This window comes from Synergistota bacterium (assembly GCA_021159885.1).
In the GTDB taxonomy this organism is placed as follows: domain Bacteria; phylum Synergistota; class GBS-1; order GBS-1; family GBS-1; genus AUK310.
The window spans coordinates 39,808-65,381 of sequence record JAGHDO010000091.1; the positions used below are offsets into that span (position 1 = coordinate 39,808).

Consider the following 25,574-nt stretch of genomic DNA (forward strand, 5'->3'; position numbering starts at 1 on the left):
TTAGGGGGATGAGGCATTGGTTCTTATATTTTTGCATATTCCCAAAACAGGTGGCTCATCGCTTTTATGGATCCTTCAGAGGCACTATAGATTAGAAGAGGTATTTCACGATACCGTTTTTCAGAAGGCTGGTGATTGCTTTTTAAACGATAAGAAATTTCTACATGGGCACTTTAAATATGGCATTCACGAGCTCCTAAAGCTTAGGAATTATAAGTATATTTCTTTGCTCAGAAATCCGGTATATAGGGTTTTTTCTCATTATTTTTATGCCAGGGAGCAGATGTTTATGAATGACAGAGAATTCCGAGATCAGGACTTGGTAAGTTGGCTTGAGAAGAACAAATCTTGGGTGTCTAATCTTCAAACCGCTTATATAAGTGGAGAAGATCACGTGGATTTAAAGGCGCTGAGGAAAGCTAAGGACAATCTGAAAAAGGATTTTTTATTTATAGGTATAACTGAGCTTTTCGATGAAAGCTTGTTAATCTTGAGGAAACTCCTTGGTTTAAAGGATATTTATTACGGTTTGCCAAGGAACGCGACTCAGTTTAAACACCTTATGGAGCGAGCTAATGAGGATCTTTTTCTGGAAGTGGAAAGAGTGAACCGGTATGATATGGAGCTTTACGAGTATGCTAAGGATCTTTTGATGGAACATATAAAAAATTACGGGAGCGATTTTTCGCGCGATTTAGAAGAATTTAGGAAAAGAAATAGAGGAAAGGAGGGTATATTGGCTCACGCTTTAGATGTAGGCCTGAGGGAGGTAAGACGTGGAAGAGTAATTGCGTTGTTCAGAATAGCGCAGGTGTTTGCGATGAGAGGTGAAAGGGAAAAAGCATTAGCTATCTGTGATAGAGCGAGAAGGTTGGGTTGGGGACTAATCACGATGGAGCCTGATTTTATCTATTTAGAAGCCGGCGTTTATAGACTTCTTAGGATATTTAAAAAGGCGGAGGAGCTTTATATTGGTCTTGCGAAGGACGAAGGTATCGATACTCCTATCAGGGGTAAATCCTATTATTACCTTGGGGAAATTTATCTTGAAGAGGGTAAACGTGAAGAGGCGTTAGAAGCATTTAAGAGTTGCCTTGAGCTCTATCCAGGACATGCTAAAGCTTATATAAGGCTTAAGGAGTTAGACCTATGAAGAGATCATTTACCCTTATGGAAGTCCTAATTGCAACCTTAATACTTGCTCTTGTTGGAGTCGGAGCACTGAGTTTGATAACGCAAAGCGTTTCTTTAATCAAAGAGTCTCAGGATGTACTTAATGCGACTCTGCTGGGAGAGAATATAGCCACAAGGGATCTTCTGGGTCTTCTTCCGCGGTGGAAGATTGAGGGGGAGCAGGGTATCTTTAAGTGGAAAAGGGAAATTTTCCCCACACAGTTACCTCGTATAAAGCTGTGCAAATATACTATAAGTTGGGAGGGAAGAAAGATTGAATTCGTCCTCGTTAAGGAGCAGTAATTTTTTAATTTTTGCCTTCTTAGGGATCCTTTTAACTCATGGTGTAGCTTTTGGGGCGGTCTTTGAGGTTCCAAGCATGGAGTTTCCGACGGTTAGTGATGCTATTTCGGTTGCGCTTTCTAATGGAGAAGAGGATACCATCTTTCTCGTAGATGACGTTACGGAAAGCGTGGTAATTACGATCAATGGGGTAGATGATCGCATAGTTATTGAGGGTAAGGAAGGGAAGTTTAGTATAAGCGGAAATGGAGAGAAGCAGTGCTTTAGAGTGGAGGTAAAAAGCGGGAATCTTAGTTTAACGTTGAAAGATATTATTATGTGTGATGGTTTTTCCTCTGATTATAAGGGTGGGGGAATTCTTTTAAAAGTTTCGGAAGGAGCAAGGTTAGATTTTCAAATGGATGGTGTTGAGGTTAAAAATTGTGTGAGCGGGAGTCTTGGTGGAGGACTTGCCTGTGTCAATTATGGGACGGCTACCCTTACTTTAAAGTCAAGCGTTTTTAGATGGAATCGAAGTCAAAAGTATGGTGGCGCGGTTTCCATAGATGGAGCTAACGCTCGTTTTGAAAATTGCTTAATAGCTGAGAATATAGCTTTCTACAGGGGTGGGGGAATATACGCTGTTGATGCTCCTAATCTTGTTTTAGAAAGCAGCACCGTTAGTAAGAATCAAGCTCGGCAGGGTTTTACTAAAAACGATGGAGGTGGTATTTATCTCGCAGGAAGTACTATCGCAAGTTTAAATAATGTTATAGTTTGGGGAAATGTGGGAAGCCTTTTCAGCAAGGAGATCTATGTTTCGATTGGATCTTCTCTTGAGGCATCCTATAGTTGTTTACCGTTAGAGGGAGAAGGTTGTGTTAATGAAGACCCAGCGCTTAATGATGACTATACTCTTTCAGAGGGTAGTCCTTGCGTGGATGCGGGAAATCCACACGTTTTTTTAATAGTCGATTTAGACGGTAAACCCCGCCCTGTAGATGGCGATAATGATGGAAAAGTTTTCACTGACATCGGAGCTTTTGAAGCACAAACTGATGTAACTCCACCCCTTGAAATTGAAATTTTAGAGGCTTCTCCTGCAACTCACAGTGTTTCCTTGAGCTGGAGTAATCCTGAGGATTCGGATTTTTACTGTGTTAGGGTTTATTTGAGGAATAATGGTGTTTGGAATAAGCTTTGTGAACTTTTTGATGATAGTTATCTTGTTGAGGGGCTTTCTTCTGGGACGGAGTATGCCTTTAAGCTTACGACGGTTGATACGTCTGGCAATGAGAGTGATGGTGTAGTTATATCGGTTAAGACTCTTCAAGAGGAGGCTCCTGAACCTGATCCGGAACCGGAGCCTGATGTTGAGCCCCCTGATGAAGTGTTAGATCTTGCTGCGGAACCTTCAACTGATTCTATCACTTTGCGTTGGAGGACTCCATTGGATGGAGATTTAAAGGGATGTAGAGTCTATGTGGACGGTGAGCTTTTTAAAACGATAATATTCCCTCCTTTATCGTCTTGCTCGATTAAAGTGGATGGCTTATTAGAAAATACGCTTTACATCATTAAGATAACAACATTTGATCTAAATGGAAATGAAAGCAACGGGAAGTCGATATCTGTCAGAACGCTAAGATCTAATCTTCCTCCGGTTATAGAGCTTATAGAATGTGAACCATTAAGCGGAAGTAAGGGAACTCTTTTTAAGATAACCGCTTTGGTTAGCGATCCTGAAGGGGAAGGTATTTCATACGATTGGAATCTTGAGGATCCCACAGCAGGTATTTTAGTACCCTTAGAGAACGAGGCTTATTTCATAGCTTTCGCTTTGCCTCAGGATAGGATGGTTTCGGTGAAACTTTGTGCTTCAGATCTCAATGGAAATAAAACGGAGGCTGAAACAGAGTTGGAGATACTCGGTGTTTCGGGCAAGGATGACGATGGTGATGGCGTCAATAACGATGCGGAAAGAGACACCGCTTTTGATCCATCTAGGGTACTTTTTTCTGAAAAAGGAATCTTAATCGAGATCGATTCAGGACGCTTTAGGAATGTTTCTCTTAAGGGAAACGATCCTTATGAGCTTTTCTTAACGATAAGCGGCATCGATACCGGTGGAGGATTAGACCTTAAAGTGGCATTCCCTCTACCTCTGAGAGATTTTTCGGTAGAGGCGTGGGAAAAAGGAAAATTTGTTAGTCGAAAGAAGGAGCTGCCTATTTACATCCTTGATGGTAGTTCTATCGATCTTGATGGCGAGAAAAATGGAGAAATTCACGTTCTGCTTAAGCTGGATGTTGAGTATGGAGAAACAGGTGGAGGGTGCGCCATTGATCGAGGGTTTCATCCGGTAGCTTCTTTAATATTGTTCTGCCTTCCTATTTTTCTTATCTCTTTTATAAGGAAGGTGATTTCTCTCTGAATCTTCTTTGGATAGCTCCCTATCTCTTCTATCCCCCCAGAGCGGGAGGACAATTTTCAATCTATCCATGGGCAAAGGAGCTTTCGAGAAGGGGATGGAAGCTCCTTTTAGTTCAATATCACTCTCCATGGGGGTTTTTATCTCGCTCTCTGAAGGGATTGGATTGGGCTGAAAATGTCATAACCATTGAGCCTCGAAGATTTCAAAGCAATATGGAGTATCTGAGGACGCTAATTCTTTCATCGGACAGCTTTCTGAAAATCAGAAATGATGTCCCGGATATCTACCACAGGCTTAAAGAAGTGACTGAGATTTTTTCTCCTAACTTTATAGTTTTAAGCCATTCTTATATGGGCTTTCTAATCCCTTCCTTACGCAAGCTTTTTCCGGGGAGCAAGATCTTGATTGATCTTCATAACTTAGAATGGCGTGCTTATCAGAATGAGCTTTCTGAAGATGATTTCATAAAAAGGGCTATAGCGCTTATAAACTACGTTAGATTGAAGGAGGAAGAGAAAAAGGCTTTATCATCCTGTGATGGAATTATTTTCCCTTCGCCGATAGAAGGGAAATTCGGTGCTTTCTTTGAAAAGCCAATGCTGTGGAGACCTGCCCGCTTCTCGGAAGAAGGAATTTTATCTGAAGACGAGCTTTTAAGGAATCGTGATATCCTTCTTACCTCGAGCTTAAACGTGGATTTCATATGTGAGGAAATACTCGAGTTTTTAGAAAAGGTTTGGCTTAGGTATAAGAGAGTTTTTAGAAACGCTAACTTCTGGTTGGTGGGAAGAGAGCCTTTAAGCTGGTTTAGGGAGAAAGCCTCTGAGTTCGAAGGTGTTCACCTTACGGGATGGATTGATGATGTTTCTCCTTATGTTAGGAAATCGAGAATTTTTGTAGCTCCTTTTAGGAGAACTATGGGAAGTCTCACGAAAATTGTAAGTGCATGGTCGTGGGGATTACCGGTGATTACCACAACCATTGTTGCAAGGGGGTTGAAGTGTGAGCCTGGCAAGCATTTGCTGGTTGGAAGGGATTTGGATGAGCTCTTGGTTTGCTGCTTGAGAGTTGCGAGAGATGACAGGCTTGCTTTAAGTCTGACTAAGGAAGCGCGTGAGCTCGTGGATAGGGAATATTCTCTTGACGTTTTTATCAACCGTTTTGAAAGGTGGGTGAAGAAACTATCATGATTGTCAAAACTGACTGTAGGTTTTATAGGGGAGATGTTCCATGTAAGTTTCACAAGGAAGAGGGGGTCCATTGTGAGAATTGTAGATACTATGTCCCGGTTGGGAGAAAATATCTGATAGTAAAGCTTGGCGCTGCTGGAGATGTTCTAAGAACTACGCCTATATTAAGAGCTATAAGGAAGGATGATTCAGAGGCGGAGATAACCTGGGTTACTTACTATCCGGAGCTCGTTCCCTCGGGATGGGTTGATAGAATATATAGCTTCGATATGAGGGGTATTGCCTCAGTATTAGCTTCCTCATACGATTATTGTTTTTCCCTGGATAAAGACAAGGAGGCGCTATGGCTTGCACGTGAAGCAAAAGCGGAGGTTAAAAGGGGATTCATACCGGATGAGAGAGGGAACGTTTATCCTTTGGATTTTCCCTCAAGGCTTAAGTGGTTAACTGGTCTTTTCGATGATATCTCTCGTAAAAATGAAAGGAGCTATCTTGAGGAGATTTTTGAGATATGTGGTTACGAGTTTAAGGGAGAGCGTTACATAATAGAGAGGAAGGAGCTTAAAGAAAAACCTTGGGAGATTTCGAAAGATAAGAAGGTGATAGGTCTAAATACAGGTTGTGGTCCAAGATGGAAAGCCCGGGAGTATCCCGAGGAAAATTGGATCGAGCTTGCTAAGCTTCTTATAGCTCATGGATATGAGGTTATACTTCTTGGAGGCCCAGATGAAAATGATAAAAATAAAAGGATAGCTGAGGAGAGCGGAGCCAGGTACTTTGGGTATTTCCCTATCAAGGTTTTCTTCGAGCTTGTTTCTGAGTGTGATCTTGTTATTACAGGTGTCACTCTTGCTCTTCATGTGGCTATAGCTCTTGAGAGGAAAATAATATTGCTTAACAACATTTTTAACAAGAATGAATTTGAGCTTTATGGCCTCGGAATAGTAATGGAACCCCCCAAGAAGTGCGTTGGCTGTTATAGAAGCTTCTGTGATGAAAAATGCATGGAGCTAATCAAGCCGGAAAGTATATTAAGTGAAGTTTTTAGATTAACGTCAGATATTGTGGTATAATTAGCCGTGATGCTATCCTTTTATGTGCCCTGCTCCTTCTTCTTAGAGGAGGGAGCCATTTAAGAATGTCCAGAGGGAGGTGCGTTAAAGTTGAGGAAATATGAAATGATGGTTATCTTTACGCCCGAGCTTGAGGATGAAGCTTTGAAGGAGGAGGTTTCAAAGGTTGAGGATTTGATTAAGCGAGAGGAAGGCGAAGTTGAGAAGGTGGATCTTTGGGGAAAGAGAAGGTTGGCTTATCCCATTAAGAAGAAACGGGAGGGGATCTATGCGGTATTTTACTTTCAGGTAGAGCCCGACAAGCTGAAGGAGATAGACAGGGTGATGAAGATAAACCAGAAGGTGATGAGGTTTATGATAGTTAAGAGGGAGGATTGATTTAATGGCAAGAGGGTATAATAAGGTAATTCTCTTGGGGAACCTCGCTCGGGATCCAGAGCTTCGCTATACGCCTTCGGGGCAGGCAGTAGCGAGGTTCACGGTAGCAGTTAATAGAAGCTATACTAATAGGGATGGAGCTCAAGTGGATGAAGTTGATTTTATCCCAGTTGTGGTTTGGGGAAAGCAGGCGGAAAACTGCTCTCAATATCTTACAAAAGGTAGAGCTGTACTGGTTGAAGGGCGATTGAGGGTTAGAAGTTATGAGACCCAGGATGGACAGAGAAGGAGAGCGTTCGAAGTAGTAGCTCTAAGAGTTCAGTTTATCGGTGGAGCACCGAGAACCGAGGAGGAAGAGGAATTTTCATCCTTGAGAGATGAGGCTGATTTTCCTCCTCTTGATAGCAATGGTGAAGATGATATACCATTTTAGCTTTGAGGAAAGGGGGTAGTCTCTCAATGGCGAGACAGCGTCGTCAGAGACGTAAGATATGCGCATTTTGCGTTGATGGTATAAAAGAGATAGATTATAAGGATGTTGAACGCTTGAGGAGATATCTTTCTGAAAGGGGGAAGATTTTGCCAAGGAGGCTTACGGGAAATTGCGCTAAGCATCAAAGACAGCTTACTCGAGCTATAAAGAGAGCTCGAATAATGGCGTTGTTACCATTTGTAGTTGAATAGCGAAATCATCGTTTAATGCGGGCGAAACCTCTTATTGAGACTTCTCTCTTAATTGCTTTAACTGTTGTTCTTTTCCTGGGAAGCTTCTATATTCCTCTTCTGGGAATAGCAATAAGTTTCTTTTCGCCTGTGCCGCTTGTAGTTCTGAGCATGAGATATGGCCTGAGACGGGGGATAGGAGGGAGCCTTATAGCTTCCTTCTTTATTCTTCTTATCGCAGGGCCGTTTCAGGCCTTCTTATTTTTGTTTAATTCCGCTGCTGTTGCTATAGCGGTGGGGTATTTAGTGGGGAAGGGGTTTAAAGCAAGCGAGGTAATATTTTACGGAACGTTGGTTTCATTGGGGGCTAAGATAACCTTCTTTGGGTTATCGGCTTTGCTTATGGGGATAAATCCCTTTGAGATGAACCTTAAGTTCATGCAAGATGCTGTAAAAAGCTCTATTGGTATATACGAGAAGCTTGGTGTTAGTGGGGAGGAGCTTTCAACCCTTAAGAAAAATCTCGGTGAAATGATAGGATACCTGAGGATAGTCTTTCCTGCGGTCATAATAGTTGCTTCTGCGTTTGACACTTTTCTGACTTTTATTGTATCTGGGTGGGTTTTGAGAAAAAGCGGGGAAAATTTCCCAAGTTTACCACCGCTCTCAGAGTGGAGATTTCCTCGATCCGTATTCTGGGGCCTTGTTGCGGGGATAGGTTTTTCTCTCGTAGGAGGATATTTATCTAATCCTTATTTAGCACATGCAGGAGCGAATCTCCAGCTTGTTTTTGGTTTTCTATTCATAATTCAGGGGCTTTCAGTGATTGACTTCCTTATGAAGAGGTTTAACTTTCCAAGAGCTATAAGAGCGCTTTTGATCGTTATTTTCTTCATACAGCCTATTTTGTCAAGGATAGCTATGTTTATAGGTATGTTTGATATTCTGGTGGATCTTAGGAGGAGAAGGAGGGGATAGATGTGAGAGTTATTCTTCTTGAGGATATCCCGAAGCTGGGTAAGCGAGGGGATGTTGTAAACGTTAAGGATGGGTATGCTCGAAATTACTTAATACCCAAGGGACTGGCGGTTAAAGCAACCGAGGGAGAGATAAGCAAGCTGAGAGAGGAGGTTTTAAGAAGAAAGGAGAAGGAAGAAAGGAAGAAGAAGGCACTATTAGAGATTAAGGAGGCAATTGATGGTAAAGAAGTTCTTTTAAGAGCAAAAGCTGGTTCTAAGGGAAAACTCTTTGGATCTATAACCTCGGGTGCTCTCGCTGATGCTATAGCGAATTCACTGAATGTTGAGATAGATAAAAAGAGCATCGATCTTGAATCTCCTATAAAGGAGGTAGGAGAATACCCCGTAAAGGTGAAGCTTGGTATGGGTATAGAGGCGGAGGTGAAAGTTAAGATAGAGCCAGAGGAATGATAGAAGAGAGAGTTCCCCCGCAGAATATAGAAGCTGAGCAGTCAGTATTGGGCTCCATACTTATAGATAGTGATGCTTTAGCTCGTGTGATAGAGATATTAAAGCCAGAGGATTTTTATGAGCCTGCGCATAAGCTTATATACGATGTTATACTGGAACTCTTTGATAGAGGTAGGGCGATAGATCTGATTACTGTATCCGAAGCCCTTAAAAAGAAGGGAAAGTTTGAAGAGATAGGAGGAATCGATTATTTAACGGAACTTATTCATACCGTTCCCACCGCTGTTAACGCTGACTACTATGCTCAGATTGTCAAGGAGAAAGCAATTTTGAGAGCTTTAATAAGAGCTGGAACGGAGATAGCGCGTCTTGGGTATGAGGAGGGAAGGCCTCCTGAGCAGCTGGTTGATGATGCTGAACGAATTCTCTTTGAAATCATAAGGAGAGGCGAGGAGGGAGGATTTAAGCATATAAGCGGGGTTGTTTCTCCTCTTATAGATGAAATAGAAAGAAGGTATGGAGAAGGTAGAGAGGTTACCGGTGTCCCTTCCGGTTTCTTAGAGCTTGATAGATTGACCTCGGGTTTTCAGCCCTCCTCTTTAAATATAATAGCTGCTCGCCCCTCTATGGGAAAAACTGCTTTTGCCACAAATATAGCGGTTTTTGCAGCATGTAGAGAAAGAATCCCGGTAGCGATTTTTAGCTTAGAGATGTCTAAGGAACAGCTTGCTCAAAGGATGCTTAGTGCAGAAGCTCGCATAGATGCGCATAGAATAAGAACGGGTTTCTTAAGCGATCAGGAATGGAGAAAGCTTGCTGAGGTGGCTGCTCGATTGAGCGAAGCCCCAATTTATATAGATGATACTCCTAACATAAGTATAGCTGAGATAAGAGCTCGTTCGAGAAGGCTAAAGGCAGAGGTAAATCTTGGCTTAATCGTGGTAGATTATCTTCAGCTTGTTCAGCTTAGAAGAAGAGTCGAGAATAAGCAACAGGAGGTTTCAGAGGTATCCCGTTCACTTAAAGCTTTAGCGAGGGAGCTTGATGTTCCTGTTGTTGCTCTTTCTCAGCTTTCCCGGGCAGTTGAGCAGAGGCAAGATAGAAGACCTCAGCTTTCTGATCTTAGGGATTCTGGAGCTATAGAGCAGGATGCAGATTTGGTTGCCTTTATATATCGTGAGGAGGTTTATAGAAGCGACGCTGATGCAGGAGTAGCTGAAATAATAATTGGTAAGCATAGAAATGGTCCCGTTGGCACCGTTAAGCTAAGGTTTTTTAAGGAATATACTCGCTTTGAAAATCTTATATCTGAAGATGTTATAGATGTTTAACGTCTTGACATAAGGTTAAACAAGGTTTATAATGAAGGTCAGAAAAGGTCAAAGGGGTGGTGTGAATGGCGAGCCTTGCGAGCCATATAGAAGCTTATATTAAGAGGCTTCTTGAGGAAGCATCTAACGAAGTTATAAGGCTTCAGCGAAGGGAGCTGGCTCGAAGGTTCGGGTGCGTACCATCTCAAATAAATTATGTTATAAGAACACGTTTTACACCAGAAAGGGGATACATTGTTGAAAGTCAGCGAGGGGGCGGGGGATATATAAGGATAATAAGGGTTAATCTCCCCTCAGGGGGGAGATTGATGGAAAGCGTCAACTATGAGATAGGAGAAGCTATTGATAGAGGAAGAGCTCGGCGTCTTATAAATAGACTGACGGAAGATAAGCATATATCTTTGAGGGAGCGTCTCCTTATAGAATCAGCCTTGATGGCGCTTGAGGATATAATGGATGAGCTTGGAGATTTCCCCGATTACAGGCATAATATATCAAGAGCCCATATGTTAAAGAGGCTTCTTTCATCTATTTTAGGAGGAGAAGGTGAGAAAGATGTTGTGTCAGAGATGTAAGCGTAAAGAAGCCACGGTTCACATAACCAGATTTATAGGAGGGAAGAAAGAGGAGCTCCATCTCTGTAGAGATTGTGCAGAAGAGCTGTTAGGCACGGGGGATTTTTTATCTTTTGACTTTTCTCTTCCTGACCTATTGGGAAGTCTGGTTAAACCAGCTGCATCGCTTTTAGGGGAAGCTAAGGAACCCATCTTAAAGTGTGCTAAGTGCGGGCTTACTTATGAGGGATTTCAAGAAATAGGGAGACTTGGATGTGCTAATTGCTATAAAACATTCAGAGGAAAGTTAATTCCACTTTTAAGAAGGATCCACGGTAATACCAAGCATGGAGGAAAGGCGCCTTCCAAGATAGGAAGGAAACTTGACAAAGAAAGGGAGCTTGAGAAGCTGAGACTTGAACTTGAGAATGCTGTTAGAAAGGAGGAATATGAAAGAGCTGCGGAGATTAGAGACAGAATTAAGGAATTGGAGGGTAAGATAGCGAAGTGAGAGTGAAAGATGTAAGCTTAGAGTGGCTCAAGGGGATAGGTCCAAACTCTAATATTGCTCTTTCAAGCAGAATAAGATTGGCTCGTAACTTGAGAGATTATCCCTTTCCGTCCGTTGCGAAAAAGAGGGATCTTGAAAGCGTTGTTGACAGAATTAAAGGAATCCTTAGCTTAGATCCTTACTTTAAGGGCTTTTCTCTGCTAATGCTTGAGAATTTAAGCAGGGTGGAGAGAGAAGCCTTGGTGGAGAAGCATCTCATAAGCCCTGAGCATGCTAAAGGGGGGATAAGGAAGTCGGGAGCAGTTCTGATAGAGCATGAAGGCGTATTAAGTGTCATGGTAAATGAGGAGGATCACCTAAGGATACAGTGTTTCTTGGGTGGATTGCAGCTTGGAGAGGTGTGGAGGATAATAGATAGATTTGATTCTATTCTTGAGAAGTATGTGGATTATGCCTTTGATGAGGAATTTGGTTATCTGACTGCTTGCCCGACCAATGTTGGTACGGGGCTTAGAGCCTCGGTCATGCTTCATCTACCGGGGCTCGTTATGACGAAGAAGATGGGTAGGGTTGTAGAAGAGCTATCAAAGATAGGCTTGACGGTGAGAGGTATCTATGGTGAGGGAACTGAGGCATTGGGTAATCTCTTTCAGCTTTCTAATCAGGTTACACTCGGTCCATCTGAGGAGGAGATAATAGACAAGCTTGAGAAGATAGCGCTAAGGGTGATAGAGGAGGAGGAGCTTTCTCGCAAGCAACTTCTTAAGGTTAAGGGTATAAAGCTTGAGGACTCGATATGGAGAGCTTACGGAGTTTTAAAAAACGCGAGGATAATGACTACTAAGGAAGCCATGGAGCTCCTGTCTCAGGTTAGGATGGGGGTCGATATGGGTATTCTGCCCCCTGTGGATAAGCGTAAGTTTAACGAGCTTTTAATCTCCATAAGACCTGCGCATTTGCAGCTTTCCACGGGGAGAGAGCTTGTCCCTGAGGAGAGAGACAGGATGAGGGCGGATCTACTGAGAGGGAGCTTTTCATAAGGAGGTGAATGATGGATGTTTTTCAGCTATTTTACAGAGAGAGCACGCAGGGTAATTAATAACGCGGCTCAAGAAGCGAGGAGTTTAAATCATGATTACGTTGGTACTGAGCACCTTCTCCTCGGGTTGACGAGGGAGAAGGATAGCGTTGCTGCGAGAGTTCTGGATAGTCTGGGAATAAGCCTTGATAAGGTTCGTCAGGAGATAGAGAGGATCATAGGAAGGGGGGAGGAAGAAGTTAGAGCGGAGCAGCTTCCATTAACTCCGAGGGCGAAGAGAGCCCTTGAGCTTGCGACTGCCGAGGCGCGAGCGTTAGGACACAACTACGTTGGGACAGAACACATTCTTCTCGGTTTAATAAGAGAAGGAGAAGGGCTTGCTGCCCAGATATTGATAAACTTAGGAGCTGATCTGGAAACGGTAAGGGAAAAGCTCCTTGATCTTCTTGAAAGCGAGGGGATTCCACACGCGGGCGGACCCCATCTGGGGAGAAAGCCCTCCTCGCGTAGAAAAACGAAATCATCAACGCCTACTCTCGATGAGTTTGGGGTAGACTTAACCAAACTCGCTAAGGAAGGGAAGCTTGATCCGGTTATAGGCAGGGAGAAGGAGATAGAAAGAGTGATCGAAATATTGAGCAGGAGGACCAAGAATAATCCTGTTTTGATAGGAGATCCGGGCGTTGGAAAGACTGCTATAGTGGAGGGCTTGGCTCAAAAGATAGTTGCAGGAGATGTCCCTGAGGTGCTGAAAAATAAGAGAATAATACAGCTTAATATGGCAAACCTCGTTGCTGGAACCAAATACAGAGGAGAATTTGAGGAAAGGATGAGAAGAATCCTTAAAGAGCTTGAGACATCGAGGGATGTCATACTCTTTATAGATGAGCTTCATACCGTTGTAGGTGCGGGTGCTGCCGAGGGAGCGGTGGATGCTGCAAACATTCTCAAGCCCGCTCTGGCAAGGGGAGATATACAGGTAATCGGCGCTACCACATTGGACGAATACAGAAAGTACATAGAAAAGGATGCTGCTTTAGAGAGGAGATTCCAACCTGTAATGGTTTCGGAGCCTACGGAGGAAGAAACGCGTGAGATATTAAAGGGGTTAAGGGACAAGTATGAGGCCCACCATAGGGTGAAGATCAGCAATGAGGCTATAGATGCTGCTGCAAAGCTATCATCACGCTATATTAAGGATAGATTCCTCCCCGATAAGGCGATAGATCTCATAGACGAAGCTGCTGCTAAGGTTAGGTTGAAATCTGCTTTTGAACCGGAGGGAGTTAAAAAGTTGGAAAAAGAGCTTGAGGAAATAGCTAAGGAAAAGGAGGAAGCCGTTAAAAAGCAGGAATTTGAAAAGGCAGCGCAGTTAAGGGATAGAGAAAGAGAGCTGAGGAAGAAGCTTGAGGAGGAAAAGAAAAAATGGTCTGAGGAGAAGGGCAAGGAAGAGCCTGTTGTTACAGCGGAGGACATAGCTAATGTGGTTTCAGGCTGGACAGGCATTCCTGTGACTAAGCTTAGGGAAGAGGAAGCTGACAAGCTTACCAAGATGGAGGAAATAATTCATAGAAGACTTATAAATCAGGACGAAGCCGTTAGAGCGGTATGCAGGGCTATAAGAAGAGCACGTGCTGGGTTGAAGGATCCCAAGAGACCTATAGGCTCTTTCCTTTTCCTTGGTCCGACCGGCGTTGGGAAGACCGAGCTTGCAAGAGCTTTGGCTGAGTTTCTCTTCGGTAGCGAGGAAGCGATGATCAGATTGGACATGTCTGAGTATATGGAGAAGCACTCGGTTGCGAAGCTTATAGGTGCTCCTCCTGGATATGTTGGGTACGAGGAAGGCGGACAGCTAACCGAAGCGGTGAGAAGGAGACCCTATTCAGTTGTGCTTCTCGATGAGATAGAAAAGGCACATCCAGATGTCTTTAACATTCTTCTTCAGGTTCTTGAGGACGGTAGGCTAACCGATAGCAAGGGTAGAACAGTTGATTTTAAAAACACGGTGCTTATAATGACATCTAACGTTGGTGCTGAGTATATAAGGAGCCAGAGCTCTCTTGGTTTTACAAAAAGCGAAGAGGAAGATTTTGAAAGAGTCAGAGAGAGGATAATGGATGCGGTTAAGAGAACGTTTAGGCCGGAGTTTTTGAACAGACTCGATGAGATAATCATCTTCAGAATGCTTAAGCAAGACGAAATTAAAAAGATCGTTGATCTTATGGTAGCTAAGGTGAACGAAAGGTTGAAAGAGCAAGGGATGGAAATAGAGCTTACGGAAAGCGCTAAGGAGTACTTAGCTAAGGTGGGTTATGATCCGATTTACGGTGCAAGGCCTCTAAGGAGAGCTATTCAAAGACATATAGAGGATCCGCTCTCTGAGGCTATATTGAAAGGAGAGTTTAAAGAAGGGGATAAGATACTTGTCGATAAAGCGGAAAAGTCTGATGAGCTCAGATTTATAAAAAGGGAGAAGGAGAGAAAGGAGGGAGCTTAGCTTGCCAGGTACGTATTATGGATGGTATTTCTTAAACAATCTGTTCTGGTTCATACTTCTTTTCCTGATACTTACTCCTATGATCAATCAGTGGAACCTTGAGAGAACGAGGCTTAGGTTGCTGCAATCGATTGAGAGAAGAAGGGGTAGCAGGGTTATAACATTGATCCATCGCCAGGAAAGTTTCTCCTTCTTAGGACTTGCTTTCTCAAGATTTATAAACATTGAGGACTCAGAGCAGATCTTAAGGGCTATAAGGATGACACCGCAGGATATGCCGATAGATCTTATCGTGCATACGCCTGGAGGATTGGTACTGGCTGCTGAGCAGATCGCTTCTGCGCTTAAAAAGCATAAGGCAAAGGTGACGGTTTTTGTTCCTCACTATGCTATGTCTGGTGGAACGCTGATAGCTCTGGCTGCGGATGAGATAGTAATGGATGAGAACGCTGTTATGGGGCCAGTAGATCCTCAGCTTGGACAATATCCAGCCGCATCTATACTTAGGGTTCTTGAAAAGAAGGACATAAACGAGGTTGATGATCAAACGCTTATATTGGCTGACATAGCTAAAAAAGCAATAGACCAGGTTTATAAGTTCGTTTATTCTTTGCTTGAGGACAAGATGGGAAGCGAGAAAGCAGACAAGATAGCTCGTGCCTTAACGGAGGGAAGATGGACGCACGACTATCCGCTTACATACGATGAGCTTAAAGAGATGGGGTTACCTGTCTCTAAAGAGATGCCAGAGGAGGTCTTTGCTCTTATGGAGCTTTATCCTCAGACTTCTCAAAGGAGACCATCGGTTCAGTATATACCTTTGCCTTATCATAAGGAGGCTAATGGGAGAAGAGGAGATAATGCCTAAGGCTAAGGTAAGATATGTCTGTCAGAATTGTGGCTATGAGAGTATAAAGTGGCTTGGAAACTGCCCAGAGTGTGGAGCATGGGGGAGCTTCGTTGAGAAGACTCCCCCATTAACTTTATCGTCGTCTTCTTCAGCTGTGGCATCTCTTGGCGAGGTTTTAGCCAAAGAGGAAGAAAGGCTTTGCACAGGTATCGAGGAGTTTGATAGGGTCTTAGGTGGAGGAATCGTTAAAGGGTCTGTATCTCTTCTCGGGGGAGAACCTGGAGTTGGAAAATCTACGCTTTTGCTTCAGGTGGCAAATGCCCTTTCCCTGCAGGGGTTAAAGGTATTGTATATTTCCGCTGAGGAGTCACCGCGACAGGTAGCTTTGAGAGCGAAGAGGTTAGGCATTCGAGCGAAAAGCATATCTTTGCTTTCCGAGAGCGAGGTTGATACCGCGTTGGAGCTTGCGAATTCCTTGGAGGTAGATCTTATCGTAGTGGATTCTATTCAGACAGTTAGGGCTTCGAATGTTAGCTCAGTACCCGGTTCTCCTTCTCAAGTTAGAGAGTGCGCTCAAAAGATATTTTCCTTCGCTAAAGAAAGGGGTGTATCGACGTTTATTGTTGGCCATGTTACCAAAGAAGGCGCTATAGCTGGTCCTAAGCTTCTGGAACATCTGGTAGATGTTGTGTTATACTTTGAAGGAGACAAGAGAATGCAATACAGAACATTGAGAGCAGTTAAGAATAGATATGGTTCCACTCTTGAAGTTGGAATATTCGAGATGACCTCATCGGGCTTAAGGGAGGTTAAAGACCCCTCAGCGATATTCTTAAGCGGTTTAGGTGGCGTGTCTGGTGCAGCCATCGGCGTTGTCATGGAGGGAGAGAGGCCTATTTTGGTAGAAATCCAAGCTCTGGTTGCTCCTACGTTTTTTCCCTATCCTAAGAGAATTTCACAGGGATTCGATTTCAACAGGCTTCAACTTCTGATAGCGGTTCTTGAGAAAAGGGTTGGGATTCCCCTTGGTAAATATGATGTTTACCTAAATATAGTTGGAGGATTGAGATCTAACGATCCCGCTCTTGACGTTCCTGTATGTTGCGCCATATTTTCATCGTATAGAAATACCCCTATTCCTCCTGGAAGAATATTTATTGGGGAAGTGGGGCTACTTGGCGAGGTAAGACCCGTTCCTTTCGTCTTTGCGCGTTTGAGGGAAGCGAGTCGTCGAGGCTTCAGAATAGCTTATATTCCGAAGGCGAGCGAGAATTTTCGCTTCGAAAGAGACATGGAAGTAGTGAGGGTTTCTCTTATCAAGGATATTATAAAGGGGATAAGAGAAGGCGGTGATTAGGTGAGAAAAGCCATATTGTGGATAGTTTTTTTAATGAGTGGTTTGCTTTTTGCTAACTTTTCTTGGGCTATGACCATATATAGAGTAGATATAAAAGGATTGATAAATCCTGTTACTCTTAAATATATTTCGAACTCCTTTAGGAGGGCCGAGGAAAGCAAGAATTCCGCTTTGCTTGCGATCATAGATACTCCTGGTGGGCTGGTCAGCTCCATGAGGCCTATAGTACAGGCCTTTTTAAATTCCGATATTCCCGTAATTGCGTATGTTTATCCCAGAGGAGCGCGAGCAGCCTCTGCAGGGACATTTATTCTCCTTTCTGCCCACATTGCAGCTATGGCGCCTGGCACAACGCTTGGTGCAGCTCATCCAGTGACTGTTGGCTTTGGGGGAGAAAAGAAAGAGAACAAGATTATGGAAGGAAAGATAGTCAATGATCTGGTTGCGCTCATAAAGGCGATAGCTAAGGAAAGGGGAAGAAACGAGAAGTGGGCAGAGATGGCTATAAGAACGAGTGCTACTTTGACAGCTGATGAAGCATTAAAGGAGAAAGTTATAGATATGGTTTCACCAAATATAGGTTCTCTTCTAAAGTCCCTTAATGGTAAAACGGTGAAGCTTTCCTCTGGCAAGGAAGTTAAGTTAGACTTCGAGAGTTATAAGTTGATTCATTTAAAAATGCCGTGGCACGATAAGATTCTTCATCTAATAGGGGATCCGAATATAGCCTATGTGCTACTCTTTATAGGATTTTACGCATTAATCTTTGAAGTAACGCATCCAGGTGCAATTTTGCCTGGGGTCATAGGGGCGCTTTCTTTGATATTGTTTTTCTTCTCTTTTCAAATTTTGCCTTTTAGCGTTGCGGGACTCATATTGATATTTTTAGGGATAGGACTGCTTATACTTGAGCTTTTTGTGGTTTCACATGGGGTTTTAACCATAGGAGGGACCGTGTCTCTTCTTTTAGGTTCTTTTATGCTCATGGGTGGAGGAAAAGAAGCGCCATACCTTAAAATATCCACTGGACTTATAATAGGGATGGTGGCGGCAACTGTGGTATTTTTCGCTTTCGCACTGAGCTTAGCGTTGTACGCTCAAAGGAGAAAGCCTATATCTGGCAGAGAGGGAATGATAGGAGAAAAGGGTGTGGTGAAAACGAAACTCTCACCACAGGGGACGATCTTGGTTCACGGTGAGTTGTGGAAGGCGGTTTCCTTAAACGGTGAGATTGAGGAGGGTGAGAGCGTGGAAGTTGTGGGAATCGATGGCTTAACCCTTAAAGTCAGGAGGGTTAAGAAGGAGGGAGGGGAGAAAGGTGTTTTATGATCTAAGCTCAATTATAGGGGTTCTGATAGTTATAGCTATAATGTTATCTTCGGCCTTAAAGGTGGTTAGGGAATATGAAAGGGGAGTGGTTTTTAGGCTGGGGAGGTTAATAGGTGCCAAGGGGCCGGGGCTGATAATTCTCATTCCTCTCGTGGACAAGATGGTTAAGGTTAGCCTGAGGGTGATAACCTTAGATGTACCAGTTCAGGAGGTCATAACTAAGGATAATGTTCCTATTAAGATAAATGCGGTGGTTTATTTTCGCGTTCTCGATCCTATAAAGGCGGTTGTCGAAGTTGAGGATTACGTGATGGCAACCTCCCAAATTTCACAAACTACCTTAAGGAGTGTTGCAGGCCAAGTAGAGCTTGATGAGCTTCTTGCTCACAGAGAAAGGGTCAATCAGCGTCTGCAGAGCATAATAGATGAGCAAACCGATCCTTGGGGTATAAAAGTGAGTATGGTTGAGATAAAGGACCTCGAGCTCCCGGAGGGAATGAAGAGAGCCATGGCACGTCAGGCTGAGGCGGAAAGGGAAAGGAGAGCCAAGATAATAAACGCTGAGGGAGAATTCCAAGCTGCTCAAAAGCTTTCTGAAGCTGCAGGAATTCTTGAGAGATACCCGAAGGCGCTCCAGCTCAGGTTTCTTCAGACCGTTAGGGAGGTTGCAAGTGAGCGCAATTCTATGATAATATTCCCATTGCCAATAGATATACTCGATGCGTTTGTCAGGAGGTGGGGAAAGGATGGGGAAAGTTAAGGTGTATTCGACTCCCGTTTGCCCATATTGTAATATGGCTAAGGAGTATCTTTCTCAGAAAGGGGTGGAGTATGAGGATATCGATGTAAGCAGGGATAGAGAAGCTGCCATGTATATGATAATGAAGACGGGACAGATGGGGGTTCCCGTAATAGAAATATGTGATAAGTTCATCGTGGGATATGATCCCCGTGCCATAGATGAAGCCTTGGAGGAATGCCAGCGAGAGGGATAGGGAGCAAAACTAAAATTCTCAAGGGAGGGATGGAGACGTGAGAGAAGAGCTTCTCAAGCTGCTCCCGGAGATTAACTGGATCGAGGAGGAGGATCTCAGAGAGAAGGTCATTTCCACTTGGATCGAAGCACTTGAGAGAGGCGGGTGGAAACCCGAGGATACGAAAAAGATACCGTTCACCTTACTTCTTGAAGGTGTGGGAATAAGCTTTCTCGATCACACGAGGGCGGTGACCCAGATGGCGAAAGCTATTTGCGATATCGCGAAGGAGATTTATGGAGAAAAGATGCCTCTGAATAGGGACTATTTAATAGCTGGAGCTCTTCTTCACGATGTTGGTAAGCTTATGGAGTACGAGATAAAGGATGGTAAATATGTGCAAACCAAGATAGGCAAGACCCTAAGACATCCCTTCATCGGAGCTGCTTTGGCTTATCTTAATGGCTTACCCCCGGAGGTTGCCCATATTATCGCCTTCCATTCCCATGAAGGTGATCACGTTAAGAGAATCCCTGAGGCTATTATAGTTAACAAGGCAGATTTCGTTAACTTCGATACGATTAAAGCGATAATGGGGAGGTGAAGGAGAGTGGGCAAGACCATAATTGAGAAAATCGTTTCGGAAAAGCTTGGAAGGGATGTTAAGGCAGGAGAGAGGGTTTGGGTTCCCCTCGATCTCGTAGTTATAAGGGATTTTGCTGGGCCTAACGCGGTACTCCAGTTTGATGATGTTACGGGCGGAACCGGGAAGGTTTTCGATCCTGAGAAGATAGCCATCACCTTTGATTATCAGGCTCCGGCTAAGGTTGAGAAAGTGGCCAATAATCAGAGGATCTGCAGGGAGTTTGCCGAGCGTCAGGGTATAAAGCATCTTTTCGATGTTAACACTGGTGTGGGACAGCATACGATACTCGAGGCAGGACTTGTGACTCCAGGAAGCGTGATAATAGGAACCGATAGTCACATGAATCTCCTGGGAGCGGTTGAGTCCTTCTCAACCGGGGTTGGAACCACCGATATAGTCGCGGGATTTATTCTTGGTAAACTTTGGTTCAGGGTTCCTAACAGTATAAAGATCATATTTAGTGGAAAGCTTGAGTACCCCGTTACTCCTAAGGATTTAACCCTCTTTTATGTCAAGGAGATGGGAGGGGATGGAGCGAATTATCTTTCTGTGGAGTTCAGCGGTGAAGTCATAGATTCTCTTGATCTTGCAGGAAGGCTTACGCTTGCCAGTATGGTTACGGAAACGAGTGGGAAGATAGGATTGATGGTTCCAAATGATGATGTTAAAGCTTTTCTCAGGGAAAAGACAGGTAGAGATTTCGATGGAATAGAGCCCGATAAGGATGCTGAATATCTTGAGATAAGAGAGTATGATGTTAGCAATCTTGAGCCTCTGATCTCATGTCCTCACACCCCGGAAAACGTTAAGAAGGTTAGAGAAGTTAAGGGTACCAAGATAGATGAGGTATTTATAGGATCGTGTACCAATGGGCGATACGAGGACTTCAAGGCAGCATACGATTATCTGATGAAGGTAGGAAAGGAGTTCCATCCAAAGGTGCGCGTTATATTCACTCCATCCACGAGAGAAGTGGCTTTAAGACTCCTTGAGGAGGGAATAGCCAAGGCGTTTGTTGAGGCGGGAGGTATAGTTACCAATCCGGGTTGTAGTCTATGCACCATAGGACATCACGGCGTTTTAGCTAGGGATGATGTCCTCTTAAGCACCTCCAATAGGAACTTCCAGGGTAAGCTTGGAAAGGGATCCTATGTATATCTGTGCAGTCCATTAACTGCGATAGCTTCTGCTATAACCGGAGAGATTACTGATCCGAGAGATTTGCTTTAAGGAGGTGTTTAAGAATGGCTGTATTGAGGGGAAAAGCTTGGGTTTTCGGGGATAATATAGACACCGATCTCATTTACCATGGTAAGTACCTTCCCATAACCGATCCTGAGGAAATGGCAAAGCACGCAATGGAGTATGTTCCTGGAATGGAGAACTTCGCTAAGGAGGTTAAGCCTGGAGATTTAGTTGTAGCGGGGAGAAACTTTGGTTCTGGTAGCTCTCGTGAGCATGCCGTCTTATGCCTTAAGTATCTTAAGGTCGCTGGTGTCATAGCTGAGAGTATATCGAGGATATACTATAGAAATGCGGTGAATAATGGTTTTATGATTCTTGAATGTCCTGATGTTACGAAAAAGGTCAAGACAGGTGACGAGCTTGAAGTTGAGCCTGAGACTGGAAGAATAAAGAACCTTACGACGGGAGAGGAGTTCTATGCTCATCCAGTTTCCGGGTTAGAGAAGGAGATAATGGAAAAAGGCGGGCTTATAGAGTACATAAAGTCGCAGATGGGAAGGTGAGCTAAGAATGGGAATGACCTTTGCTGAGAAAGTTTTGGCTAAAAAGGCGGGGCTTTCAAGCGTTAAACCTGGGGATATAGTTACTGTAGAACCAGATAGAGCTATGTCTCATGATAACGCTGCTCCTATCTCCAAGATCTTTAAATCCATAGGTGTTGAGAAAGTTTGGAATCCAGAGAAAATAGTAATAATTCTTGACCATGCTGTTCCTGCTCCTACTGATAAGCATGCCAAGAATCACAGGGATATAAGGAAATTCGTCGAAGAGCAGGGTATAAAATACTTTTACGATGTTAATTCCGATGGCGGAGTTTGTCATCAACTATTCTGCGAAGAAGGCTTTGCCTTACCAGGGCATGTGATAGTAGGGAGTGATTCCCATACCTGTACCTATGGGGCGTTCGGGGCTTTTTCCACGGGAATAGGCAGAAGCGAGATGGCTGCGGTTTGGGCCACTGGTCAAATATGGTTCAGGGTTCCCGAGAGCATGAAGATAGAGATCGAGGGGAGCTTTCCTGAGGGTGTTTATGCTAAAGATTTGATCCTCAAGATAATAGGAGATATAGGTGCTGATGGAGCTGACTATAAATCGGTGGAATTCACTGGTAGTGCGGTCAAAGAAATGTCTATTTCTGAGAGAATGACGCTCTGTAATATGGTCATAGAAATGGGTGGTAAAAACGGCGTGGTAGAACCAGATGACAAAACGCTTTCCTATCTTCAGGGAATAGCAAAGGGGGATTTCGAAGTTATAAAAGCAGATCCGGATGCGAGGTACGAGAAGATTCTTAAATATAATCTTTCTGAGCTTGAACCCGTTGTGGCTAAGCCTCATACGGTGGATAATGTTTCTCCTATTAAGGAGGTTGAGGGACTAAAGGTAGATCAAGCTTTTCTTGGAACGTGTACAAACGGGAGAGTTGAGGATCTTAGAATCGCTGCTCGGATTCTTAAGGGCAGGAGAATAGCTAAAGGAGTCAGACTCATAGTGATCCCTGCTTCTTGGAGGGTATATAAAGAGGCAATGAAGGAAGGGATTCTTGAGACTTTGATCGAAGCTGGTGCTGTCGTTGGTCCTCCGGGTTGCGGACCTTGTATGGGAAATCACCTTGGCATTCTTGCACCTGGTGAGGTCTGTATAAGCACCGCAAACAGGAACTTTAAGGGAAGAATGGGTAATCCGGAGTCCGAAATATACCTTGTGAGTCCTGCTACCGTTGCTGCATCTGCGCTTAGGGGAGTTATAACCGATCCAAGGGAGGTGCTTTAACCTTGAAGGTTAAGGGAAGAGTCTGGAAATATGGTGATGACATAAATACGGATGTGATTTTCCCGGGGAAGTACACTTATACGGTGCTGGATCTGGAGGAGATGGCAAAGCATGCTCTTGAGGATCTCGATCCTTCCTTCGCTAAGGAAGTAAAGCCGGGAGACCTAATAGTTGCTGGGAAAAATTTCGGGTGTGGAAGCTCGAGGGAACAAGCTGCTACCTGTCTCAAGGCGGCGGGTGTGGGAGCGGTCGTTGCGAAGAGCTTTGCACGTATATATTACAGAAATGCCATTAATCAGGGGCTCCCCATCGTTCAATGTCCTGAAGTTTATGATGCCGTTGAGAAGGGGGACGAAATGGAGATAGATTTTGATAAGGGCGAGATAAGGACCTCTAAGGGAGACGTTTTTAGCTTCTCTCCTCTGCCCGAATTTGTCAGAGGGATATTAGAGGATGGGGGACTAATTCCGCACATAAAGAAGAAGCTCGGAAAGTCATAAGGAGGAATTGCTTAAGTTGAGCGCTATATGGAAGTGGAATGAGACTACTTTGCGGGATCGCCTGCTTGAGGAAATGGGGGCGGGGATGTCTTTACCCCCGCCCTTCGCTTCTTTGATTGAGGAGGCTTTCTATTCAGCTGTGGTTGAGTTTATGGTCTCTCCGAAGCCTGGTTTGGTGGATAGGTTTCACAACGGATCTCACTCTGATATGAATGCCTTTAGCTTTGCTTCGGTTTTCCCTCAGCTTTATACTGCTTTGGCATTTGGAATATATAAAAAGGTCGAGGAGGTTTTAAGGTCTGATCCTGATTTACCTCTTCCTCTGCTATTCAACAGGGTTAGGCCCACTGCGGTTTTCATGGAAAATCTGTTGCTCAGGGCAGCCAATGGTGTGAATGTTCTCAAAGGACTATTTTTCTCACTCGGTTGTGCTCTTGGGGCGGCAACTTATCTTGAGCTTAAGGGATTAAGCCTTGTTCCCACGAGAATTTCTAAGGCAGTTTCAGCGATGACGAAGGAAGCTCTCTCAGTGGAGCTCGAGAATCTTAAAAACAAGGCTGATACTTATGGGGTAAGAGCCTTTAGCACCTATGGAATTCGAGGGATTCGGGGCGAAGTAGCTGATGGCTTTCCCTCGGTTATGAGAGAGGGGTTACCTCGGTTGAAGGAAGCTCTTAATAAGGGCGTTAATTTTCAAAGAGCTTGTCTTCATGCTTTGTTAGGACTCATGTCAGTCGTTGATGATACTAATATAGTTGGGCGAGGGGGTATCGATTCCTTAGACTGGGTTAAATCAAGATCCAGGGAGATTCTCGAGAAAGGAGGCATGCTTTCGGAATTCGGTTTGGACGACCTGCTTAAGCTTGACGAGGAAATGAGGGAAAGAAACCTGAGCCCGGGAGGGAGCGCGGATTTACTTGCTATAACTCTCTTTTTATACAGACTGGAGGTGAGGTCAGGTGTATGATGCCATCGTTATAGGAGCAGGTCCTGGTGGATATGTTTGCGCTATAAAGCTTGCTCAGCTTGGTAAAAAAGTTTTGGTTGTGGAAAAGGGAGAGCTGGGAGGAACGTGTACTAATCTTGGTTGTATACCTACCAAGGCTTTGCTTTCGGGAGCCGAGATGTATTGGGAGGTTAGGAAAAAGGCTTCCAGATTAGGTGTCAAGGGAGATCTTTATGTAGATTTTAAGGCTTTGCGGAATCACATGGCTAAGTCTATTTCGTTATCCAGAAAAGGCATCGAGTACCTGTTTAGGGAAAATGGGGTAGATTTAAAGAGAGGGACTGCTTATGTTCTTGGGCCTTATAAGATCGAGATAGAGGAGACGGGCGAAGTCTTCGAGGGGAAAAATTTAGTTCTCGCTAATGGTTCGGTTCCGAAGTTGTTCCCGCCGTTTAGCGATGTTAAGGGAGTATGGACCAGCGATGATGTGTTTTCTATGGAGAAGGTACCTGCTTCTATCCTCATCGTAGGGGGAGGCGCTATAGGGGTTGAATTTGCTACTTTCTTTTCTATTCTTGGAGCGGAAGTTACCTTGGTAGAGTTGCTTGAACATATTCTACCTACGGAGGACTCGGATGTGGCCTCCGAAGTTAGAAAATCGCTTCAGAAGATGGGGGCTAAGATCTATGAATCTTCTAAGGTTTCATTCCTTTGCGAAGAGGAAGGAGCTTTCTACTGGCAATTGGATACTCCTGAAGGGGTCATTGAAGGAAACTCAGAAAAGGTTTTGGTAAGCGTGGGAAGATCTCCACGTATTGGAGATGATCTCAAGGAGTTGAACCTTGAAATAGAAAAGGGTATTAAAGTTGACTCTCGTATGAGGACGAATCTCCCTGGAATATACGCTATTGGTGATCTTACGGGAGGTATAATGCTTGCTCACGTTGCTATGATGGAGGGAATAGTGGCTGCTTATGACATTGCTGGTATTGAAAGGGAGATGATCTATGATGCAGTCCCATCTGTGATATTCTCTCATCCTGAGGTTGCCTCCGTTGGGCTTAAGGAGAAGGATGTTGAGGGCAAAGATTACAAGATTTTTAAATATCCATTCTCGGCTAACGGTAGAGCAAGAACAATGGAGGAAAGAGACGGTTTTGTTAAGGTTGTCGCTGACAGCAAAGGAAAGGTAGTTGGCTTTTCGGTAGTTGGTCCTCTTGCTACTGAGCTTATAATGGAGGGTGTTTTAGCGGTCAAGTTCGGCATCAGGGCAAAGGACCTGTCTCTGACGATACATCCTCACCCTACTTTGAGTGAGGCGGTACTGGGAGCCTTTGAAGGAGTATCGGATAAATCAATCCACCTTTAGAACTTTTCTTGCGTCACGTTTCCACCTCCC

General features: G+C 44.0%; 27 protein-coding genes. All 27 read left to right on the forward strand.

Going from position 1 to position 25,574, the window contains the following annotated elements:
- Positions 1-16: 16 nt before the first annotated feature.
- The 27 genes from J7M13_09340 to lpdA all read left to right on the forward strand — a co-directional run bounded on the left by J7M13_09340 (position 17) and on the right by lpdA (position 25,544).
- Positions 17-1,153, forward strand: a complete 1,137-nt coding sequence (locus J7M13_09340; protein ID MCD6364181.1) for a sulfotransferase family 2 domain-containing protein — start codon at positions 17-19, stop codon at positions 1,151-1,153.
- Positions 1,150-1,476, forward strand: coding sequence for a prepilin-type N-terminal cleavage/methylation domain-containing protein (locus J7M13_09345; GenBank protein ID MCD6364182.1), 327 nt, complete (start codon positions 1,150-1,152; stop codon positions 1,474-1,476). Before J7M13_09340 ends, J7M13_09345 begins: the two co-directional genes overlap by 4 nt.
- Positions 1,448-3,889, forward strand: coding sequence for a DUF4959 domain-containing protein (locus J7M13_09350; GenBank protein ID MCD6364183.1), 2,442 nt, complete (start codon positions 1,448-1,450; stop codon positions 3,887-3,889). The genes J7M13_09345 and J7M13_09350 overlap by 29 nt, the downstream gene beginning before the upstream one ends.
- A 158-nt stretch (positions 3,890-4,047) precedes the next feature.
- Positions 4,048-5,079 (forward strand): glycosyltransferase, encoded by a 1,032-nt coding sequence (locus J7M13_09355; protein MCD6364184.1) that lies wholly within the window; start codon positions 4,048-4,050, stop codon positions 5,077-5,079.
- On the forward strand, positions 5,076-6,152 hold the full coding sequence (locus tag J7M13_09360; protein ID MCD6364185.1) for a glycosyltransferase family 9 protein: 1,077 nt from the start codon (positions 5,076-5,078) through the stop codon (positions 6,150-6,152). Before J7M13_09355 ends, J7M13_09360 begins: the two co-directional genes overlap by 4 nt.
- A 90-nt stretch (positions 6,153-6,242) precedes the next feature.
- Positions 6,243-6,530, forward strand: a complete 288-nt coding sequence (locus tag J7M13_09365) for a 30S ribosomal protein S6 (protein ID MCD6364186.1) — start codon at positions 6,243-6,245, stop codon at positions 6,528-6,530.
- A gap of 4 nt (positions 6,531-6,534) precedes the next feature.
- Complete coding sequence (locus J7M13_09370; GenBank protein MCD6364187.1) at positions 6,535-6,963, forward strand: single-stranded DNA-binding protein; 429 nt, start codon at positions 6,535-6,537, stop codon at positions 6,961-6,963.
- 26 nt (positions 6,964-6,989) lie between these two features.
- A complete protein-coding gene (locus J7M13_09375; GenBank protein MCD6364188.1) occupies positions 6,990-7,214 on the forward strand; it encodes a 30S ribosomal protein S18 in 225 nt (74 codons plus the stop codon).
- A gap of 15 nt (positions 7,215-7,229) precedes the next feature.
- Positions 7,230-8,171 (forward strand): YybS family protein, encoded by a 942-nt coding sequence (locus J7M13_09380; GenBank protein ID MCD6364189.1) that lies wholly within the window; start codon positions 7,230-7,232, stop codon positions 8,169-8,171.
- Between the two features lie 2 nt (positions 8,172-8,173).
- Positions 8,174-8,623 carry a 50S ribosomal protein L9 gene (gene rplI, locus J7M13_09385; GenBank protein ID MCD6364190.1) on the forward strand — a complete coding sequence of 150 codons (450 nt, stop codon included), beginning with the start codon at positions 8,174-8,176 and terminating at the stop codon, positions 8,621-8,623.
- On the forward strand, positions 8,623-9,954 hold the full coding sequence (dnaB, locus tag J7M13_09390) for a replicative DNA helicase (protein MCD6364191.1): 1,332 nt from the start codon (positions 8,623-8,625) through the stop codon (positions 9,952-9,954). Before rplI ends, dnaB begins: the two co-directional genes overlap by 1 nt.
- Before the next feature lie 65 nt (positions 9,955-10,019).
- Positions 10,020-10,529 (forward strand): CtsR family transcriptional regulator, encoded by a 510-nt coding sequence (locus J7M13_09395; protein ID MCD6364192.1) that lies wholly within the window; start codon positions 10,020-10,022, stop codon positions 10,527-10,529.
- Positions 10,510-11,019 (forward strand): UvrB/UvrC motif-containing protein, encoded by a 510-nt coding sequence (locus J7M13_09400; protein MCD6364193.1) that lies wholly within the window; start codon positions 10,510-10,512, stop codon positions 11,017-11,019. Before J7M13_09395 ends, J7M13_09400 begins: the two co-directional genes overlap by 20 nt.
- 2 nt (positions 11,020-11,021) lie before the next feature.
- Positions 11,022-12,059, forward strand: coding sequence for a protein arginine kinase (locus J7M13_09405; GenBank protein ID MCD6364194.1), 1,038 nt, complete (start codon positions 11,022-11,024; stop codon positions 12,057-12,059).
- Between the two features lie 15 nt (positions 12,060-12,074).
- Entirely contained in the window at positions 12,075-14,555 is a 2,481-nt protein-coding gene (locus J7M13_09410; GenBank protein MCD6364195.1) for an ATP-dependent Clp protease ATP-binding subunit, read from the forward strand.
- Between the two features lies 1 nt (position 14,556).
- Positions 14,557-15,423 (forward strand): ATP-dependent Clp protease proteolytic subunit, encoded by an 867-nt coding sequence (locus tag J7M13_09415; protein ID MCD6364196.1) that lies wholly within the window; start codon positions 14,557-14,559, stop codon positions 15,421-15,423.
- On the forward strand, positions 15,416-16,762 hold the full coding sequence (gene radA, locus J7M13_09420; protein ID MCD6364197.1) for a DNA repair protein RadA: 1,347 nt from the start codon (positions 15,416-15,418) through the stop codon (positions 16,760-16,762). Before J7M13_09415 ends, radA begins: the two co-directional genes overlap by 8 nt.
- Positions 16,763-18,091: a nodulation protein NfeD gene (locus J7M13_09425; GenBank protein ID MCD6364198.1), complete on the forward strand. Its 1,329-nt coding sequence runs from the start codon at positions 16,763-16,765 to the stop codon at positions 18,089-18,091.
- 40 nt (positions 18,092-18,131) lie between these two features.
- Positions 18,132-18,851 (forward strand): slipin family protein, encoded by a 720-nt coding sequence (locus J7M13_09430; GenBank protein MCD6364199.1) that lies wholly within the window; start codon positions 18,132-18,134, stop codon positions 18,849-18,851.
- Positions 18,838-19,086, forward strand: a complete 249-nt coding sequence (locus J7M13_09435) for a glutathione S-transferase N-terminal domain-containing protein (protein MCD6364200.1) — start codon at positions 18,838-18,840, stop codon at positions 19,084-19,086. Before J7M13_09430 ends, J7M13_09435 begins: the two co-directional genes overlap by 14 nt.
- A 37-nt stretch (positions 19,087-19,123) precedes the next feature.
- Complete coding sequence (locus J7M13_09440; protein MCD6364201.1) at positions 19,124-19,669, forward strand: HD domain-containing protein; 546 nt, start codon at positions 19,124-19,126, stop codon at positions 19,667-19,669.
- Between the two features lie 6 nt (positions 19,670-19,675).
- A complete protein-coding gene (locus tag J7M13_09445; GenBank protein ID MCD6364202.1) occupies positions 19,676-20,941 on the forward strand; it encodes a 3-isopropylmalate dehydratase large subunit in 1,266 nt (421 codons plus the stop codon).
- A gap of 14 nt (positions 20,942-20,955) precedes the next feature.
- Positions 20,956-21,459: a 3-isopropylmalate dehydratase small subunit gene (locus J7M13_09450; GenBank protein MCD6364203.1), complete on the forward strand. Its 504-nt coding sequence runs from the start codon at positions 20,956-20,958 to the stop codon at positions 21,457-21,459.
- A gap of 7 nt (positions 21,460-21,466) precedes the next feature.
- Complete coding sequence (locus tag J7M13_09455; GenBank protein ID MCD6364204.1) at positions 21,467-22,729, forward strand: 3-isopropylmalate dehydratase large subunit; 1,263 nt, start codon at positions 21,467-21,469, stop codon at positions 22,727-22,729.
- 2 nt (positions 22,730-22,731) lie between these two features.
- A complete protein-coding gene (locus tag J7M13_09460) occupies positions 22,732-23,229 on the forward strand; it encodes a 3-isopropylmalate dehydratase small subunit (protein ID MCD6364205.1) in 498 nt (165 codons plus the stop codon).
- A 7-nt stretch (positions 23,230-23,236) separates the two neighbouring features.
- Positions 23,237-24,196, forward strand: a complete 960-nt coding sequence (locus tag J7M13_09465; protein ID MCD6364206.1) for a triphosphoribosyl-dephospho-CoA synthase — start codon at positions 23,237-23,239, stop codon at positions 24,194-24,196.
- The gene (gene lpdA, locus J7M13_09470; GenBank protein ID MCD6364207.1) at positions 24,189-25,544 is read left to right on the forward strand and encodes a dihydrolipoyl dehydrogenase; all 1,356 of its coding nucleotides are present in this window, start codon (positions 24,189-24,191) and stop codon (positions 25,542-25,544) included. The genes J7M13_09465 and lpdA overlap by 8 nt, the downstream gene beginning before the upstream one ends.
- Positions 25,545-25,574: the final 30 nt, after the last annotated feature.